The sequence below is a fragment of the Nocardioides yefusunii genome (genome assembly GCF_004014875.1).
GTDB lineage: Bacteria > Actinomycetota > Actinomycetes > Propionibacteriales > Nocardioidaceae > Nocardioides > Nocardioides yefusunii.
The window spans coordinates 2,965,714-2,983,814 of record NZ_CP034929.1; the positions used below are offsets into that span (position 1 = coordinate 2,965,714).

At 68.3% G+C, this 18,101-nt stretch carries 20 protein-coding genes; 7 read left to right on the forward strand and 13 right to left on the reverse strand.

The features are described from left to right. Positions 1–24: 24 nt before the first annotated feature. From hemC to EOV43_RS13675, 5 genes are all read right to left on the reverse strand, one after another. The gene (hemC, locus tag EOV43_RS13655; protein WP_128221784.1) at positions 25–948 is read right to left on the reverse strand and encodes a hydroxymethylbilane synthase; all 924 of its coding nucleotides are present in this window, start codon (positions 946–948) and stop codon (positions 25–27) included. Beyond that, complete coding sequence (locus EOV43_RS13660; protein ID WP_128221785.1) at positions 945–2,261, reverse strand: glutamyl-tRNA reductase; 1,317 nt, start codon at positions 2,259–2,261, stop codon at positions 945–947. The genes hemC and EOV43_RS13660 overlap by 4 nt, the downstream gene beginning before the upstream one ends. Then, the gene (locus tag EOV43_RS13665) at positions 2,258–2,983 is read right to left on the reverse strand and encodes a redox-sensing transcriptional repressor Rex (RefSeq protein ID WP_277745775.1); all 726 of its coding nucleotides are present in this window, start codon (positions 2,981–2,983) and stop codon (positions 2,258–2,260) included. The genes EOV43_RS13660 and EOV43_RS13665 overlap by 4 nt, the downstream gene beginning before the upstream one ends. Before the next feature lie 204 nt (positions 2,984–3,187). After that, complete coding sequence (locus EOV43_RS13670; protein WP_128221787.1) at positions 3,188–3,445, reverse strand: glutaredoxin family protein; 258 nt, start codon at positions 3,443–3,445, stop codon at positions 3,188–3,190. Positions 3,446–3,498: 53 nt separating this feature from the next. Further along, the gene (locus EOV43_RS13675) at positions 3,499–5,139 is read right to left on the reverse strand and encodes a class I adenylate-forming enzyme family protein (protein WP_128221788.1); all 1,641 of its coding nucleotides are present in this window, start codon (positions 5,137–5,139) and stop codon (positions 3,499–3,501) included. A gap of 50 nt (positions 5,140–5,189) precedes the next feature. On the opposite strand from EOV43_RS13675, the gene EOV43_RS13680 reads away from it, so the two are divergent. Next, a complete protein-coding gene (locus EOV43_RS13680; RefSeq protein WP_128221789.1) occupies positions 5,190–6,080 on the forward strand; it encodes an HAD family hydrolase in 891 nt (296 codons plus the stop codon). Positions 6,081–6,105: 25 nt separating this feature from the next. On the opposite strand, the gene EOV43_RS13685 is transcribed toward EOV43_RS13680, so the two are convergent. From EOV43_RS13685 to proC, 6 genes are all read right to left on the reverse strand, one after another. Next, on the reverse strand, positions 6,106–7,119 hold the full coding sequence (locus EOV43_RS13685; RefSeq protein ID WP_206611333.1) for a lysophospholipid acyltransferase family protein: 1,014 nt from the start codon (positions 7,117–7,119) through the stop codon (positions 6,106–6,108). Beyond that, on the reverse strand, positions 7,112–8,134 hold the full coding sequence (locus tag EOV43_RS13690) for an NAD-dependent epimerase/dehydratase family protein (RefSeq protein WP_128221790.1): 1,023 nt from the start codon (positions 8,132–8,134) through the stop codon (positions 7,112–7,114). Before EOV43_RS13690 ends, EOV43_RS13685 begins: the two co-directional genes overlap by 8 nt. Before the next feature lie 13 nt (positions 8,135–8,147). After that, the gene (locus EOV43_RS13695; protein WP_008356322.1) at positions 8,148–8,249 is read right to left on the reverse strand and encodes a 30S ribosomal protein bS22; all 102 of its coding nucleotides are present in this window, start codon (positions 8,247–8,249) and stop codon (positions 8,148–8,150) included. Between the two features lie 117 nt (positions 8,250–8,366). Beyond that, on the reverse strand, positions 8,367–8,549 hold the full coding sequence (locus EOV43_RS13700) for a helix-turn-helix domain-containing protein (protein WP_128221791.1): 183 nt from the start codon (positions 8,547–8,549) through the stop codon (positions 8,367–8,369). A 219-nt stretch (positions 8,550–8,768) separates the two neighbouring features. Next, complete coding sequence (locus EOV43_RS13705; RefSeq protein ID WP_128221792.1) at positions 8,769–9,968, reverse strand: acetoin utilization protein AcuC; 1,200 nt, start codon at positions 9,966–9,968, stop codon at positions 8,769–8,771. A 58-nt stretch (positions 9,969–10,026) separates the two neighbouring features. Further along, on the reverse strand, positions 10,027–10,827 hold the full coding sequence (gene proC, locus EOV43_RS13710) for a pyrroline-5-carboxylate reductase (RefSeq protein ID WP_128221793.1): 801 nt from the start codon (positions 10,825–10,827) through the stop codon (positions 10,027–10,029). 113 nt (positions 10,828–10,940) lie between these two features. Here proC and EOV43_RS13715 point away from each other — a divergent pair, with 113 nt between their 5' ends. From EOV43_RS13715 to EOV43_RS13725, 3 genes are all read left to right on the forward strand, one after another. After that, entirely contained in the window at positions 10,941–11,474 is a 534-nt protein-coding gene (locus EOV43_RS13715; RefSeq protein ID WP_128221794.1) for a DUF6318 family protein, read from the forward strand. Positions 11,475–11,856: 382 nt separating this feature from the next. Further along, positions 11,857–12,309, forward strand: a complete 453-nt coding sequence (locus EOV43_RS13720; RefSeq protein ID WP_128221795.1) for a hypothetical protein — start codon at positions 11,857–11,859, stop codon at positions 12,307–12,309. A 1,196-nt stretch (positions 12,310–13,505) separates the two neighbouring features. Next, positions 13,506–13,820 carry a hypothetical protein gene (locus tag EOV43_RS13725; protein WP_128221796.1) on the forward strand — a complete coding sequence of 105 codons (315 nt, stop codon included), beginning with the start codon at positions 13,506–13,508 and terminating at the stop codon, positions 13,818–13,820. Between the two features lie 87 nt (positions 13,821–13,907). Here the strand turns inward: EOV43_RS13725 and EOV43_RS13730 are convergent, their stop codons facing one another. Together EOV43_RS13730 and EOV43_RS13735 are read right to left on the reverse strand one after the other, a co-directional pair. After that, a complete protein-coding gene (locus tag EOV43_RS13730; protein WP_239022135.1) occupies positions 13,908–14,699 on the reverse strand; it encodes a sugar phosphate isomerase/epimerase family protein in 792 nt (263 codons plus the stop codon). 61 nt (positions 14,700–14,760) lie between these two features. Beyond that, a complete protein-coding gene (locus tag EOV43_RS13735) occupies positions 14,761–15,690 on the reverse strand; it encodes a Ppx/GppA family phosphatase (protein ID WP_128221798.1) in 930 nt (309 codons plus the stop codon). A 47-nt stretch (positions 15,691–15,737) separates the two neighbouring features. On the opposite strand from EOV43_RS13735, the gene EOV43_RS13740 reads away from it, so the two are divergent. The 3 genes from EOV43_RS13740 to EOV43_RS13750 all read left to right on the forward strand — a co-directional run bounded on the left by EOV43_RS13740 (position 15,738) and on the right by EOV43_RS13750 (position 18,100). Then, positions 15,738–16,499, forward strand: a complete 762-nt coding sequence (locus EOV43_RS13740) for a DUF3109 family protein (protein ID WP_128221799.1) — start codon at positions 15,738–15,740, stop codon at positions 16,497–16,499. Between the two features lie 202 nt (positions 16,500–16,701). Next, positions 16,702–17,340 carry a VOC family protein gene (locus EOV43_RS13745; protein ID WP_128221800.1) on the forward strand — a complete coding sequence of 213 codons (639 nt, stop codon included), beginning with the start codon at positions 16,702–16,704 and terminating at the stop codon, positions 17,338–17,340. 25 nt (positions 17,341–17,365) lie between these two features. Beyond that, positions 17,366–18,100, forward strand: a complete 735-nt coding sequence (locus EOV43_RS13750; protein ID WP_128221801.1) for a class I SAM-dependent methyltransferase — start codon at positions 17,366–17,368, stop codon at positions 18,098–18,100. Position 18,101: the final 1 nt, after the last annotated feature.

The window sequence follows — 18,101 nt, forward strand, 5'->3', positions numbered from 1 at the left end:
GCTGATTCCTCACTGGTGTTTCCATCAGGCATTTGCTTCCATCAGGGCCGCAGCGCCGTCGGCGAGCATCGCGCTCCCCAGACGGGCTCCCAGGCCCCGTGGGTCGTCGGGAGGACCGGCCGCTTCGTTGCGGACCACGACGGTGCCGTCGTGCGACAGGGCCACTGCCCGGACCCGCAGTTCGGCACCGTTGTCGGCGTCGACCACCTCGGCCAACGCTCCGAGCGGGGCGGAGCACCCTGCTTCGAGCGTGGCCAGCACCTGGCGCTCGCACACCACCGCTGCGCGGGTGTGTGCATGGTCGAGCTCACCGAGAATCTCGACCAGGCCGGTGTCATCGCTGCGGCACTCGATCGCCAGCGCACCCTGCCCGGGGGCGGGGAGCATCACGCTGGGGTCGAGGGCCTCGCTCACCTCGGCGTCACGGCCGAGGCGATTCATTCCGGCGTGGGCCAGGACGACGGCGTCGAGCTCGCCGCTGGTCACCTTGCCGATGCGGGTGTCCACGTTGCCGCGCACACCCACGACCTCGAGTCCGAGGCCGAGAGCCTTGATCTGGGCCGCACGTCGCGGCGACCCGGTGCCCACGGTCGCGCCCGCCGGGAGGTCGGCCAGGGCGAGGCCGTCACGGGAGACGATGACGTCGCGGACGTCCTCGCGCTGCGGGATCGCGGCGAGCGTGATCCCGTCCTGCGGCGTCGTGGGCAGGTCCTTGAGGGAGTGGACGGCGAAGTCCACGGTCCCGTCGAGCAGCGCGTCGCGCAGGGCGGAGACGAAGACGCCCGTGCCGCCCATCTGCGCGAGCGGGGCACGGTTGACGTCGCCCTCGGTGCTGACGAGGACGAGTTCGACCTCGTGGCCGAGCGCCCGCACCATGTCGGCGACGTGGCCGGACTGGGTGGTGGCGAGTGCCGAGGCACGCGTGCCGAGACGGAGGACGCGGGTCATCGCTCGACTCCCTGTGCGCGGGTGGGGACGGGGCGGGTGACGGCGCTGACGGCGTCGGGATCGAGCGCGAACAGCTCGGCCAGCGCGTGGGCGTAGGAGACCGTTCCGGACTCCTGGGCCAGTTCACGCACCCGGGTGGTGGGGCGGTGGAGCAACTTCTCCGCGACCCGGTGGACGGTGCGGCGCACCTCGTCGAGCACGGCCTCGTCGACGTCGCCGAGGCGGGCGGAGAGACGCTCCATCTCGGACTCGACCACGGAGGTCGCCATCGAGCGCAACGCGACGACGGTGGGGGTGACCGACGCCTGACGGCGGGCTGACAGGAAGGAGGCGGTCTCCTCCATGACGATCTCGCGGGCACCGGCGACGGCACGGATCGCGTCGTGCTCGTCACCGAGCTGCTCGGCGAGCTGGGCGATGCCCAGGACGCGGACGCCGGGCACGTCCGCGACCGCGGACTCGACGTCACGGGGCATCGCGAGGTCGACGACGTCGAGGACGCGCTCCCTGTCACCGCGGGCAGCCGCGAGGTGGGCAGCAGTCACGACGACGCCGGACGAACCGGTGCAGGTGATCAGCAGGTCGACCTCGCCCATGAGCTCACGGGCATCGGCCAACGGGACGGCCTCGGCGTCGTAGTCGACGGCGAGGCGCTGGGCGTTGGCCAACGAACGGTTGCCGATGACGATCCGGGCCGCGCCCTCACGCTGGAGCGTGGAGACGGCGAGCGACGCCATCGCACCGGCGCCGAGGACGAGGACGTCCTTGCCGGCGACGCCACCACGACGACCGATCGAGTGCTCGAGCGCGGCCGAGACCATCGACGGACCGGCAGCGTCGACCGCGGTCTCGGCGTGGGCACGCTTGCCGACACGCAGGGCCTGCTGGAAGAGCAGGTTCAGGACCGGCCCGACGGTGTCGAGCTCCTGTCCCACGCGCAGGGCCTCGCGTGCCTGGCCGAGGATCTGGCCCTCGCCGAGGACCATCGAGTCGAGGCCAGCCGCGACGTTGAAGAGATGGGTGACGGCACCGTCGTCGTAGTGGACGTAGAGGTGCGGGACGAGCGACTCCGGGGCGACGTCGGCGCGGCCCAGCAGCAGGCGCGAGATCTCCTCGACGCTGCCGTGGAAGCGGTCGACGTCGGCGTAGACCTCGATGCGGTTGCAGGTCGAGATGACCGCTGCCTCACCGACGTGGTCCAGCGCGGAGACGTTGAGGACGAGCTTGCGCGCGCCCTCGGGGTCGAGAGCGAGGGTCTCCAACAACGAGACCGGCGCGGACTTGTGCGAGACACCGACGACAAGGACGCTCATGACACCTCCTCCTCGGTCGCCACTTCTCCGAGATCCGTGGCGACCTGATCGGCTCCCCGGGCCTGGTCGAGCAGGGTCTTGCGCTGCTCGTGGTAGGCCAGGATCTGGAGCTCGATCGACATGTCGACCTTGCGGACATTCACCCCGGCAGGGACCGAGAGCACGCTCGGGGCGAAGTTGAGGATGCTGGTGATGCCGGCAGCGACCATCCGGTCGGCCACCGTCTGTGCAGCATGCGTGGGCACCGCCATCACACCGATCGTGACGCCGTGCCGGGCGACGACGGACTCGATGTCGGCCAGAGGACGCACCGGAAGGCCGGCGATCTCCTCGCCGGCGCGCTCACGGTCGGCGTCGAGCAGTGCCACGACGTGGAAACCACGCGAACTGAAACCCGAGTAGTTGGCCAGCGCCTGACCGAGGTTTCCGATGCCCACGATGACGACGGGCCAGTCGTGGTTGAGGCCGGTGAAACGGGCGATCTGGTGGCGCAGGTAGTCGACGTCGTAGCCGACACCACGCGTTCCGTACGAGCCCAGGTGGGAGAGATCCTTGCGGAGCTTGGCGCTGTTCACCCCTGCCGCGACAGCAAGGTCTTCGCTCGAACAGGTGGCCGTTCCGGCCTCCGACAACGCAGTCAGGGCCCGCAGGTAGACCGGGAGCCGGGCCACCGTCGCCTCGGGAATTTCCCGGGCGCTCTCAGGCATGCTCCGTGCGGTCACTGGCGGGCTCTTCTCTCCAGTCGTCCGACCCTCCGGTATGTCCGGAGCTGGGGTCAGGCGGCGCTGTCACTTTATGAGTTTGTGAACCGCCGTACAAATCGCATCCGGGCGGGGCTACCACACCACCCACCGGCACCCAAGATGGGGTATCACGAAACGCCCGGGAGACGTATGCGCGACCACATGCGTGAGATGCGAGCGTGTTCAGGCCTGCAGAGCGGTGCGCAGGCGCGTCTCGTCGACCCGCCAGAAGTCGTGCTGCCTGCCGTCGACGAAGGTGACCGGGATCTCCTCCCCGAAGCGGTCGTAGAGCTCGTCGTCGGAGTCGATGTCGATCTCCACGAACTGCTCCCCCAGATCCGCGCAGACCCGCGCGATCACCGCACGGGCGTCGTCGCACAGGTGGCAGCCGGGACGGCCGTACAGAGTGACGCGGGCAGAGGCCTCCGAGGACGCGGTCATGCCCCCATTGTGCCGCGCGGACGAGCGTGACGCCGCGCCGACGACGTGGCGTCTCAGCCGAGGAGGCCACCAGCACGACGACGTTCCATGCCACGCAGACGTCCGCGCGCCACACGCCCCGATCCGGTGGTGGGCAGACGGTCCACGAACTCCACCCGCGAGGGCTGCTTGAACCGGGCGAGCTGCTCCCGCACGACCTCGGTGATCGCGATCCGCACCCCGAGCTCCTCCGAGTTGGGAGCAAGGACCACGTAGGCCACCACGCTCTGCCCCGACGTCGGATCAGCAGCACCGACCACGGCACAGTCACGGACCCCCGCTGCAGTCGCCACGACCTCCTCCACCTCGGAGGGGTACACGTTGAAACCGGAGACGACGATGACGTCGCGTGCCCTGTCCACGAGGTGCAGTTCGTCGTTCTCGTCGGTCCAGCCGACGTCACCGGTGTCCCACCATCCGTCGGCGTCGGGGCCGTCGGTGCCGTCGGGCCAGTAACCGGAGAAGAGGTTCTCGCCCCGGATCCGGAGCCGCCCGGGCTCGTCGCGTGCCGGGCGACCGGTCGCGTCGTCGACGATGCCGATCTCGACCCCCGGAAGCGGCGCCCCGAACGAGCCGGGCGCGGGGTCTCCCGCTGCGGAGTGACCGGCGGCGCCCAGGGTGGTGGTCACCACCGGTGCCCCTTCGGTCAGTCCGTAGCCCTGATGGACGGGCAGACCGCTCTGCGCAGCGAACTCGGCAGCGACGTCGGCGGGCAGGAGCTCCGAACCCGACAGCACCAGCCGCACCGGCCCCAGACGCTCACGCAGCCCGGGGTGCCCGAGCCAGGCCCGGATCACCGGAGGCGCCACCGGGAGCACCGAGACGGCCTCGTCGTCGATCACGTCGAGCGTGGTCTCGGGGTGGAACTGGTCGACGAGGACCACCTTGGCGCGGTGCCACAGGGCGGACCCGAGGACTGCGTTGAGTCCGTAGACGTGGTGCAGAGGCAGGAGACCGAGGACGACGTCGTCGCCGTGCATCGTGGCCGGTTGGACCAGCGAGAACTGGGTCAGGTTCGCGAGCAGGGCGCGGTGGGTGAGCATCGCGGCCCGGGGTCGGCCCGCGGCCGTGACGGTGTAGAGCAGCGCAGCGAGCCGTTCGGGGTCGGTCGAGGCCGGGACCGGACGTGGGTCGGTGGCCACGACGTCGGCCCAGGCCGTCTCTCCCTCCTCGACACGGGGGTCCGTGCCCGCGACGAGGATGCGGGGGTCGCGGGCGCGCGCGACGACGGCGGGGTCGACGTCCTCGAGACCGTCCACGTGTCCACCGCCCACCACGGTGCGGACCAGCGCGACGGCCGCGCGCACGGTCGCGACGGAGTGCGCGTCGGCGACCACGAGCGCGGCGCCGGAGTCGGCGATCATCCAGGCCAGGTCGGGGACGCCGGTGCGGGGGTCCACCGGCACCGAGACGGCGTGGGCACGCAGCGCGCCCAGGTGTGCGACGACGAACTCGATCCGGTTGCCCAGGACGAGCATCACCCGCTGCCCGCCGACGACGCCGAGGCCGCCCAGACCGGTCGAGAAACGCGAGACCTGCTCATCCAGCGCGGCGAAGGTGAGGCTGCGTCCACCTGCCTCGACGAGTGCCAGGCGGTCGGGCGCCCGGGTTGCAGCGAGTGCGGCCAGGTCAGCGACGTCGGTGGGTTCAGGCATGCTCGTGATACTGGCACAAAAACGCAGGTCCGCTCCCCTAGTCTGACCCCGTGAACCCGCCGGAGAACGCCCGTGCTCACTCCCGCCCCAGCAACCTGAGGCGGCGCTCGACGCTGGCCGGAGAGGCGGCCGCCGCGTCGGCAGAGGTGGAGAACTCACTCGACGTTCCCGAGGACCGCACCGCTGCCGCGTTCTTCGACGTGGACAACACCGTCATGCAGGGCGCGAGCATCTACCACCTCGCCAAGGGCTTCTACCGGCGCAAGTTCTTCACCACCGCCGACCTGCTCGACATGCTCTACAAACAGGCCTGGTTCCGGTTCATCGGCTCGGAGAATCCCGACCACATCTCCTCGACGCGGTCCGCGGCGCTGGCCTTCATCAAGGGCCACACCGTGGCCGAACTGGAGGAACTCGGCGAGGAGATCTTCGACGAGGCGATGGCGCACCGGATCTGGCCAGGCACCCGCGCGATGGCTCAGATGCACCTCGACAACGGTCAACGCGTCTGGCTGGTCACGGCTGCTCCGCAGGAGACCGCCTCGACGATCGCTCGACGCCTCGGCCTGACCGGCGCGATGGGCACGGTCGCAGAACGGGCCGACGGCGTCTACACCGGCCGGCTCGTCGGCGACCTGCTGCACGGTCCGGCGAAGGCCGAAGCAGTGCTGGCGCTGGCCGAACGAGAAGGTCTGGACCTGGCGCGTTGCTCGGCGTACTCCGACTCCTACAACGACCTGCCGATGCTGTCACTGGTCGGCGACCCGGTGGCGATCAACCCCGACGCAGCCCTACGGGCGCACGCACGCGCCAACGGGTGGCGGATCCACGACTACCGGACCGGACGCAAGGCCGTGCGTGCCGGACTGTTCGCTGCGGCGATCGGCGGCGCGGTGGCCGGTGCGGTCCTGGGCGCCGCCGCGGTGCGACGTCGGTTCTGAGCCACCGGCAGCCGCTCTCACGGCTCTACCTGAAGACGCTCTCCCGTTCGAGGAGCAGCGTGAAGAGGGTCTGCTGGATCGTCTCGCGGACCTGGTCGGTGAGGTTGAAGACCAGCATCGGGTCCTCGGCTTCGACCGCGTCGTAGGCATCGGTCCGGATCGGCTCGCCGAACTCCAGGAGCCACTTCGACGGCAGCGGCACCATCCCGAGGGGGCCGAGCAGCGGGAAGAACGGCGTGATCGGGATGTAGGGGATGTTGAGCAGACGAGCCAGTGACGGCAGGTTGCCGACGATCGGGTAGATCTCCTCGGCACCGACCACCGAGAGTGGAACGATCGGGACACCGGTGCGCAGCGCGGCGGAGACGAAGCCGCCGCGGCCGAAGCGCTGGAGCTTGTAGCGCTCGGAGAACGGCTTGCCGATCCCCTTGAACCCTTCGGGCCACACGGCGACGAGCTCGCCGGAGGTGAGCATCCGTTCGGCGTCGGCCTGACAGGCCAGCGTCGCACCGAGACGTCGGGCGATCGGCGCCACCATCGGGAGCCGGAAGACGAGGTCGGCCCCGAGCGGGCGCAGGAAACGGCCGGTGCGGTCGTGCACCTCGAACATCGTCATCAGGGCATCGACCGGGACCGTGCCGGAGTGGTTGGAGACCACGAGGGCTCCGCCGTCGGCGGGGATGTTCTCCAGGCCTCGGACCTCGATCCGGAACCACTTCTCCGCGACCGGACGCAGCATCGCCAGCAGCAGTCGCTCGGTCAGTTCGGCGTCGAAGCCGAACTCGTCGACGGTGTAGTCACCTTCGAGTCGACGACGCATGAACGCCAGGGCGTGGGCGAGCTTGCCCTCCCAGTCGGAGCCCAGGACTTCACGGGCACCGCTCTCGATCGCTGCCTTCCAGTCAGAGATCGGGATGCCGGGGATGGCACCACGGTCGCGGGTCGTGGTCGACGACGTGCTCGCCTTCGGTGGGGACTCCTGTGCAGTCTGCTGGGCACGGTCGTCCGCGTCGAAAGGGATCACGTCTGCGTCAGCCACGTGGCGATCCTGCCCCCAACGGCGTCAGTGGTACAGGGGTGTCCGAGGACGGGGACGCCGTGGCGTGCGCAGTGGTGCTGTCGCGGAAGTCGTCGAAGGTATCTGCGGTGGTGCGCCGCGGCTGGAACCCCAGCACGTCGCGGGTACGGGTGGTGTCGACGCCGCGACCGTAGGTGAGGAAGGAGACCAGTTCGGGCGAGAAGTCAGAGAGCTTCGCCGACCGCAGCAGGGAGGCGAACCGGCCCACCGCGAAGCTGGGCACCGGCGCACCGATCTTGCCCATCCGGCGAATCGCCTGGCTGAGCAGCAAGGTGCCTTCACCAGCGACGTTGAAGGTGCCCTCCACGTCGTGGGTGGCGGCGTGCCGCAGGACGTCGTAGAGGTCGTCCTCGTGCAGGAACTGCATGCGCGGGTCGAACCCGGCGACCATCGGGATGATCGGCATGCGGAAGTAGGAGGTCAACGGGCTCACCACATGGGGGCCCATGACGTTGGCGCAGCGCAGCGTCGTCACACGGACGTCGGGACGACGTCGGGCGAAGCCGCGGACGTACCCTTCGATCTCGTAGACGTCGAGGGCGTAGCCGGAGCGAGGGAGATCGCGGGGGCCCATCTCCTCGGTGAACATCGCGGGGTCGCGGTTGCTGGCCCCGTAGACGGTGGTGGTCGACTTGACCACGAGGTTCTTGACCGACGGCGACTTCTGGCAGGCGGCCAGGAGCTGCATCGTCCCGATGACGTTCAGTTCCTTCATCGCGTTGCGACCACCGGACTTGCCGGGGGTCGCGATCACGCTCATGTGAACGACGGTGTCGACGTTCTCACGAGCGATGACCTTCGCGATGACGGGGTTGCGGATGTCGGCTCGGACAAAAGAGACCTCGCCTATGTCACCGCGTGGTGGGACTACGTCCACACCTATGACACGGTCAATGGAGGGGTCGGCTGCGGCATGGCGCGCAAAACGGCGCCCGACGTCCCGGGAAATCCCGGTGACCAGCACGACCCTCCCCATGAGCCGCGAAGTCTTACTTGCCGAGCTTGCGACGCTGAACGCGCGTCTTCTTCAGCAGCTTGCGGTGCTTCTTCTTCGCCATACGCTTACGGCGCTTCTTGATGACAGATCCCACGGGAAACCTTTCAACGTGCTGCAGGCCGAAGGGACGACCCGATCGAAACTCCACCAGAGTAACCGTCTGGGGCCGCGTCACCGAAACCCGGCTCGCGGAAGTGGACAGGGGTGGGCCTCAGCCCACGTTGAAGTAGCTCTTGCGCAGGTACTCGTCGACCGCAGTCTCCGTGACCCGGAAGGAGCGTCCCACACGGACGGCAGGCAGCTCTCCACCGTGCACCAGGCGATACACCGTCATCTTCGAGACGCGCATCATCGAGGCGACCTCGGCAATGGTCAGGAACTTGACGTTTGACATGTCGGCGGGCTTCACCACGGCTGACACCGTCCTTCTTCGCCCACGGCGCCGGCTTCCCCTCCGGCGACACAAACGTGTGGCGTGTGTTGTGACGATAGTCCGGATGTGACGCCTGAGGAAGGGGTGCACAACCCGATCGGATGACCCTGCGGCGTGGCAAGTTGAAATGCCCCAAAAGCGATGATCCGACTCGATCCGGTCGGTCCAGACCGCTGCGTGTCAGGGCGTGGGGTCGATGCCGTGCAGCGGGAACGCCGCCGTACGGGTCGCATTGATGGCGCGATCGAGCCACGCCTCGGGGTCGTAGCCGTCGCGCCAGTCGCGGTACGCGGGCGTGCGTCCGTCGGTCATCAGGAACGGGCCGGTCTCCCCCAGGAGCCGCTCGACGTGCTCGCGCCACTCGAGCGGCGTGGGCGTCTCGGGATCGATGGGGCGTCCGGCGACCTCGGCCAACAGGTGTGTCCAGGTCCGCGGGACGACGGAGCCGATCGAGTAGCCGCCTCCACCGGTGGCGACCCACTTGCCACCTGCGTGGTCGTGGGCGAGCTGGTGCACCGCGGCGTGGGCGGCGCGCTGGCCGTCGACGCTGAGCATGAGGTGGGTCAACGGGTCAGACATGTGCGAGTCGCAGCCGTGCTGACTGACCAGGATCTGCGGGTCGAACTCCTTGAGGAGATCGGGGACGACGGCGTGGAAGGCCCGTAGCCAACCGGCGTCCGCGGTCCCGGGCGGGAGCGCGACGTTGACGGCGCTGCCCTCGGCGTCGCGGCCGCCGAGGTCGGCGGGGTGGCCGGTCCCCGGGAACAGCATCTGACCGGTCTCGTGCAGAGAGATCGTGAGGACGCGCGGGTCGTCCCAGAAGATCTTCTCGACGCCGTCCCCGTGGTGGGCGTCGACGTCGACGTAGGCCACGCGTTCGGCGCCGTGGTCGAGGAGCCACTGGATCGCTACGGCGACGTCGTTGTAGACGCAGAAGCCGCTGACCTTGTCGGGCATGGCGTGGTGGAGGCCGCCGATGATGCTGGCCGAGTGCTGCGACTCGCCCTCCCAGACCTGACGCGCGGCTTCGACGGTGGCCCCGACGACGTGCGCGGAGGCGCGGTGCATGGCAGGGAAGGTGGGGTTGTCCTCGGTGCCGATGCCGTGGGCGAGGTCGGCGCGACCGGTGAAGCTGACCCGCTGGACCGCCTCGATCAACGACTCCGAGTGGACCGTGGCGAGGAGTTCAAGGCTGGCCATCGGCGCGGTGACGACCTTGAGGCCAGGGTCGGCGTCGTCGTGCGCAAGGACGCCGAGCTGGTCGGCGAGGCGCATCGTGAGGTCGACCCGCAGCGGCGACATCGGGTGCTGGGGTCCGAAGTCGTACTCGGCGACCGCGGCGTCATGGACGACGGTCGACGGACCGGTGCAGGCAGGCATGCGCGCGACGGTACAACGCCGCAAGCGTGATTGGGGTCACACGTGCGGCGTCGGGGGTTCAGGACCCGGCAAGCTCCGCGGAACGGTCGCGGCAGGCCTCGAGCGCAGCCAGGAACGCGGCGCGCACGCCACGCTCGTCGAGCTGACGCAGGGCGGCGGCGGTGGTGCCGGCCGGAGAGGTGACCTGCTCACGCAGCACTGCGGGGTGGGTGCCGGTGTCGCGGGCCATCACGGCGGAACCGAGAACGGTCTGGACCGCGAGCTGGTGCGCGGTGGGGCGGGGCAGGCCGAGGTGGACGCCGGCCTCGACCATCGCGTCGATGACGTAGAAGACGTAGGCGGGGCCGGATCCGGAGACCGCGGTGACGGCGTCCATCTGCTTCTCGGGAACGACGACGACCGTGCCGCAGGCGCTCATGAGCTCTTCGGCGGCTGCGACCTGGGCGCCCGTGGCAGCGAGGCCACCGGAGAGCGCAGAGATGCCCTCGGAGACCAGTGCGGGAGTGTTCGGCATGACGCGGACGACCGCGACGCCGGCCGGGACCCGGGCCTCGATGGAGGCGATGGTGACACCCGCAGCGATCGAGATGACGGTCTGACCGGCAGCCAGCGACGGAGCGATCTCGTCGAGGACGGCGAAGATGTCCTGCGGCTTGACGGCCAGGAGGACCTGCTCGGCACCCGCAACGACGCCGAGGTCGTCGGAGACGGTGACGCCGTGCGCGGCGACGAGTTCAGCGGCACGCTCGGCACGCTTCTCCACCACGACGAGGGAGTCAGCAGGACGTCCCGACTTCAGGAGTCCAGCGAGGATCGCCTCACCCATCGCACCTGCACCGACCAGCACCGTCTTCGTCATGGCGTCATTGTGCCCCTCCCCCACGACGGCGGTGTCCACAGGCACCGCGGACACGCTGCCGCGGGACGGTCCCGAACCGCTACCTTCGGCGCCGGGAGCACTCGGGAGGGGTCATGGGGATGAAGAGGTTGGTCGCAGCGCTCAGCGCTGTCGCGCTGCTGGGGGCGTGCAGTGCAGAGGCTGAGCCGAAAACAGACGTTGCCCCGCCACACCCGACACCCTCCCCCAGCGAGACGCAGCAGACAGAAGAACCACGGCGAACTGATACCCCGGAGAACACCATCCGGACCTGGTTCAACGAGCTCGATAACGCTCAGGCCACAGGAAACACAGAACGCCTTAAGTCCTTGATCACGCCGGCCTGTTCATTCTGTGAACTCATCATCGAAGTGATCGATGAAGTCTGGGCCGCGGGCGGAGAGATTCAGACCGGACCCGAACGAATCATCGAGTGCAAGGAACTTCCCACTGAGGGCCTCGACAAGAATGCTCGCGCTTTCAGCGTCCTCTCGGAAACTCCCCCGACCGTGCTCTTCTACGGCGACGAAGATCCCCGAACTGAGTCAACGGGGGTTTCCAGAGTCAGATACACATTGTTCCTTACCCACCAAGACAACGAGTGGCTTCTCGCATCCATGGATTCGTGACATGCGCGGATCGATTCCCAAGGCCGCACTCAGCCTCAGTGCCCTAGCAACCGTCTTGGTGGCCCCGGCCGCCCACGCAAGCGACAGAGCCCGAGACCTCGAGTTTTCAAACCCCAACTTGATTGAGACGAAAGCCAGAGAGCGACAAGCCAAGCGATTCCCAGGCGCAACCCCCTCGCGGGGGAATATCCCCGAGCCCACCCAGACTCTGTACCGGCCGATGTGCGACTTTGACGAACTCTCCGACCAAGAATTCCAAGAGTGTGCAAGGAACTGCCTGCACACACCCGGTCGAATCTTGGGCCCGCACTACGTGGACTTCCGCGATTACGACGCGGCCACCGGCTCCTACGGAGCGTGGCGTGCAGGAACAGTCGCATGCATGCCGCAGGGTCCCAATGAGTTCGATCCCCGCGAAGCACTGCTTGCCTTCGAGAACCATTCCTGGCCCAAAGCCGCACTCACCCTCGACCCCTCCCACGGCCTCACCCTCGTCAACAAAACCACCACCGCAACCACGGTGAACCCCGGCCCCATCACCAAGGACTTCACCCTCCTCGGACAAGCCGTCACCATCGAAGCCACCCCGAAGTCATGGACCTGGCACTGGGGCGACAACACCACCGAAACCACCACCCACCCCGGAACCGACGGCACCATCAGCCACGCCTACCCACGCGCAGGGCAGAACCTCAACCCACGCGTCGACGTCACCTACACCGGACGCTGGAAACTCGCCGACGGCGCATGGCAGACCATCCCCACCACCCACACCGTCACCGGCAACGCACTCAACCTCGACGTCCACGAAGCCGTCATCCACCTCACCCGCTGACCTGCCTCTCCACAGGCACCGCGGACACGCTGCCGCGTCACGGTCCAGAACCGCTACCTTCGGCGCCGGGAGCACTCGGGAGGGGTCATGGGGATGAAGAGGTTGATCGCAGCACTCAGCGCTGTCGCGCTGCTGGGAGCGTGCAGCGCAGAGGCTGAGCCGAAAACTGAACCGCCTGCGCCCTCCACCACCCCGACGCCCAGTGCGACTGCGACAGCCGGCGAATCCCTTCCGAGCGACACACCGGAAAAGGCGATACGTAAGTGGGTCAAGGCAGATTCACGCATGCAGAACACTGGAGACTCCACGCAGTACCTGGCATTGACCACCGGCGACTGCCAGCCGTGCATCGCCTGGGCCAACAGAGTCGCCGAGACCTACTCCGCAGGAGGGCGAGCTCAAGGCGTGGAATTGACCGTCGACTCCGTCGTCCCTTTCTCGCTGGAGGAAGAGCGATGGCACATGCTCCAGATCTCGTCACCTCGGTGGACTCTGTATGAAGAATCAGGGTCCGAACCGACGGAATTCGACGGGGGAACCCAAGGCATAGCTGTTCAACTCAAGCGCGTTGAGGGGCGACTTCTCGTACGCAATTTCTTGTTGCAGGGAAGTGCATCATGAGCGTCCCTTCCCTGGCGGCAAAGACCACCCTGATAGCACTGACCTCGTCCGCCGTCGCCATGGCTTACGCGTGGCCTGCCTCTGCAAGCGAACCTTCAGATTCCATGCGCGCTGACCCCGCACCCTCCACGCCTCAGGCTCGCTGCTCGCAGGGAACTCTGTGGATCAGTGCCCACGCCAGATGCACCACGCCCAGCAGGGATGCCACCGATCGTGCGCCAGCGCCTAACGGCCAGCCCCGCGAATACCCGAAGGTTTCCTTGGTTCCCGCTTGCGCTCAGCGAACGGGCGGCTTCTTCATACACGTCGAGTGTTCTGCGGGATCCGCATGCACAGACAGCGAAGGAAACCCCAACACCTTCTACCTGCGACTAACGATTCACTCCGAAGATCCCCGGGACCGCGAACTGGCAAGCGTGCCCCAATGTGGCCTTGGCACCGATCCCCCTGAAGGTGGCCCGACAGAATCGGAGGCTGCCGAGGCTTTCCGCTCGTACTCCTGGCCTGGCGCTGAACTCACCCTCGACCCCTCCCACGGCCTCACCCTCGTCAACAAAACCACCACCGCAACCACGGTGAACCCCGGCCCCATCACCAAGGACTTCACCCTCCTCGGACAAGCCGTCACCATCGAAGCCACCCCGAAGTCATGGACCTGGCACTGGGGCGACAACACCACCGACACCACCACCCACCCCGGAACCGACGGCACCATCAGCCACGCCTACCCACACGCAGGGCAGAACCTCAACCCACGCGTCGACGTCACCTACACCGGACGCTGGAAACTCGCCGACGGCGCATGGCAGACCATCCCCACCACCCACACCGTCACCGGCAACGCACTCAACCTCGACGTCCACGAAGCCGTCATCCACCTCACCCGCTGACCTGCGTAACCAAACATGCAAAGGTGCTGTTCAGCGCCTTCCAGGGCCGTTCTGACGGACCTTTGCATGTTTGGCTACGGTCTGCGTTCAGGTCCGCACGAGCCCCAGGTGCTCGCGGGCGAACTCCAGCGACTCACGCAGGTCAGCCAGCCGCTCCTCACGGGAGTCGGCCTTGCGCGTGGTGATCTCCACGACCACGTTCCCGTCGAAACCGGTCGCCACGAGGTGCCGCAGGAACGCGTCGACCTGCATGTGCCCCCGGCCCGGCACGAGGTGTTCGTCCTTGGCGCTGCCGGTCCCGTCGGTCAGGTGGATGTGCTGCAACCTCGACCCCATCCGTTCCGCCATCGCGATCACGTCGTCACCGGCGATCGCGGCATGGGAGACGTCGATCGTGGTGTGGGCGTACGGCCCGAGTGAGGTGTCCCAGTGCGGCAGGTACATCTCCATCCCGCGCAGGTCACGGCCGCGGGCGGTCGCCCGCCACGGGTACATGTTCTCGACGCAGAAGTCGATGCCGGTCTCGTCCTCCAGCCGTGCGATCCCGCCGGCGAACCCGGCGGCGTACTCCTTCTGCCACCGGAACGGCGGGTGCACGACGACACTGGGCGCCCCCAACACCTGGGCGAGCTTCGCGGAGCGTTCGAGCTTGCCCCACGGTTCGGTGCCCCAGACGCGTTGGGTCCACAGCAGGCACGGGGCATGCACCGCGCTGACCGGCATCTGGTGGTGATCGACGAGCTGGGCCAGGGCAGAGGCCTGCTGGGCGAGGCGGTCCATCCCTACCATCACCTCGACGGAGTCGTAGCCGAGCTCGGCGGCGTACCCGAATCCGGCTGCGGTCGATTCGGGGAACACCGAGATGGTGGACAGTCCCACTCCGAGCGCCACTCACATCCCTTTCGTCGTCGTACCCACCACCCTCACCCGCGGGGCAGCGTCAGTCCAGCACCGAGATCTGGTCGAACCGCTCGAGGATGACGCCTTCGCGCAGCGCCCACGGGCAGATCTCCAGTTCTTCGACGTCGAAGACGTCCATGACGGCCTCGGCGACCAACGCACCCGGCACCACCTGGTGGCTGCGTCCGGTCGAGACGCCGGGGAGGCTGGGGAGTTCTTCGGGCGGCATCGCCACGAGTCGTGGCACCCAGGCTCGCAGGTCGTCGCGGCGCAGCACCCGGGGCACCAGCGAGCCTTCCGACGACGGTGCCGCCCCACAGATCCGGGCCAGGGTGCGGAACGTCTTGGAGGTGGCGGCAGCCCGGTCGGGGCGTCCGCCTCGCAGCAGGTCCCCGGCATCTCTCGCCAGTTCAGCCCGCAACTGCAGACGCAGGTCCTCGACACGGTCGGCGGTGAGGTCCCACGTCGACCACCGTCGTGCCAGCCGTGCGGCTCCCAGTGGCACCGACCACGCGACGTCGGGCGACTCGTCCGGCCCACCGGCGATCTCCAGGGAGCCGCCGCCTATGTCGAAGACGGCCAGACGTCCGGCCGACCAGCCGAACCAGCGCCGCACCGCGAGGAACGTCAGCCGGGCCTCGTCCTCACCTGACAGGACGTGGATACGGGTCCCGGTCTCGGCCTGCACGGCGTCGAGCACCTCGTCGGTGTTGTCGGCCTCGCGCACCGCGGAGGTCGCGAACGCCATCGTCTCCACGCAACCGCGTTCGACGGCGAACCGCATCGCGTGCCGGGTGAACTCGGTGAGCGCCTCGATCCCGACGCGGGTGACGTGGCCGTCCTCGATGTGTTCGGCCAGACGCAACGGCTCCTTGTAGGAGGCGGCGGGCAGCGGCGCGGCGCCGCCCCGGGCGTCGACCACGAGCAGGTGACCGGTGTTCGAGCCGATGTCGAGGACTCCCAGACGCATGCCGCCACGCTACCTGCCGCCGAGCCTCCGCGACCTACGATGTGGGGGTGCCTGAAGTCGACCCCGTGTTCCCCCGTGTCTGGGTCGAGTTCCGCGACCCCGCCGACTCCGAGCAGATGTTCCGCTGCGACCTGACGTGGCTGACGTCATCCTGGACCTGCATCTTCGGTTCGGGGTGCGCAGGCATCTACGACACCTCCCCCGACGTGGGCTGCTGCACGCTGGGCGCGCACTTCTCCGACGACGAGGACGAGGAACGCGTCGCCGGGTTCGTGGCGCAGTTGACGCCGCAGACGTGGCAGCAGCACCCGGGCCGCGAGGTCCGCGTCGAGGACTGGGTCGAGATCGACGACGACGGCGACCGCAAGACCGCCGTCTCCGACTTCGAGGGTCAGCCGGCGTGCGTCTTCTCCAACCGGCCGTCGTTCGGCGACCGTGCGGGGTGTGCGTTGCACGGGCTCGCGCTCGACCTCGGACTCAAGCACCTGGAGACGAAGCCGGACGTGTGCTGGCAGCTCCCGATCCGCCGGACGTACCGGACGGTCGAGGTCGGCGACGACACCTCGTACCTGGAGATCTCGATCGGCGAGTACGAGCGTTCGGGCTGGGGACCGGGCGGCCACGACCTCGACTGGTACTGCACCGGCAACACCGACGCGCACGTCGCACCCGATCCGGTCTACGTCACCCACGAGGACGAATTGACCGAGCTGATGGGCGCCGAGGCGTACGCAGAGCTGGTTCGCCTGTGTGACGACCGCCTGCGTTCACGGTCGCTCCTTGCGATCCATCCTGCCTCGCGCCACTGACCTTCCAGATGGGAACATTTCCGCCCTGACCTGCGGCGATGAGCACGCACTGGGATTTTTCGGTACAAACTGAGACAGCGTTCCACTGTGCGTGAAATCATGGTCACGATCACCCACGACCTCTTGACGCGGAGAACCTCGACATCAAGAGAGATCGACCCCGACGTTGCATGCCCGCAGCCGGGTGGGTTCAATGCTTGGCATGCGCCTGGACCACCTCTCCTACGCCGCCGGCCCCGACGGACTCGCCGCCACTGCAGCTCGCATTGGCGAACTTCTCGGCGGAGAATTCGTCGACGGTGGCGTCCACCCCCGTTTCGGAACCCGCAACATGACCCTCGCCCTGGCGAACACGGTCTACCTGGAAGTCGTGGAGGTCCTCGACCACCCGGCCTCCGACAAGGCCCCGTTCGGTCAGGCAGTGCGCCAGCGCTCCGCGCTCGGTGGCGGTTGGCTCGGCTGGGTCGTCGCGGTCAAGGACCTCGGAGCAGTCGAGACCCGTCTCGGCCGCGAAGCAGTCCCCGGCAACCGTCGTCGTTTCGACGGCGAGGAGCTCCGCTGGAAGCAGATCGGCGTCAACGGCCTGATCGCCGACGCCCAGCTGCCGTTCTTCGTGCACTGGGAGACCGGACTCGACCTGCACCCCTCCACCGGTGGCGACGGCTCCATCGCGCTCACCGCCCTGGACATCGCCGGCGACCCGCAGCGTGTCTCCGACTGGCTCGGCGAGCCCGTCGACCGCCCGCTCAAGGACGTCTCGGTCAACTGGATCGCCCCCAACGGCACCCCCGGCCTGATGGCTGCGCAGTTCCACACGCGCAACGGCCTCGTCCGCATCTGACGCACTGCGTCGCACAGGTTCCACGATGACGGGTTTTCGGGCCACCGCGCCTGCCGGGGTGCGCCCGAGCCCGAACATCTGGCACCACACCTCCACCTACGAGGTGGAGAACCGGGCCGTCGACCCTGACGGCCGTCTCGAAGCAGCCCTGCGCGAGACCGCCTCCTGGCGGGGACGCACCGTCCTCGACCTGGGCTGCGGCTCCGGCTTCCACCTGCCGTTCTTCGCCGAGGAGGCCGCGCAGGTGATCGGCATCGAGCCGCACCCGCCACTGGTCGGGCTGGCCCGCCGACGCACCCGTCGGATCCCGCACGTCTCAGTGCTGCAGGGCACCGCCCAGTCGATCCCGCTGCCCGACGACTCCGTCGACGTCGTGCACGTGCGGTGGGCCTACTTCTTCGGCCCCGGCGCAGAGCCCGGCCTGGCCGAACTCGCCCGCGTCGTGCGTCGCGGTGGCACCGCGATGGTGATCGACAACGACGCCACCCGCTCGACGTTCGGCGAGTGGTTCCGTCGCGGCTACGCCGGCTACGACGCCGACGAGGTCGAACGGTTCTGGTCGGCCCAGGGCTGGACGCGTCGCAGTGTCGACATGGACTGGGGCTTCGAGTCGTGGGAGGACCTCGAGGCCGTCGTGCGGATCGAGTTCGACCCCGCGACCGCCGACGCCGTGCTCGCGCAGTGGCGCGCCCGTCACGGGGACTCCCCCGACGGCCTGCGCGTGGACTACGCGGTCAACCTCTTCTCCAAGGACTTCTGAG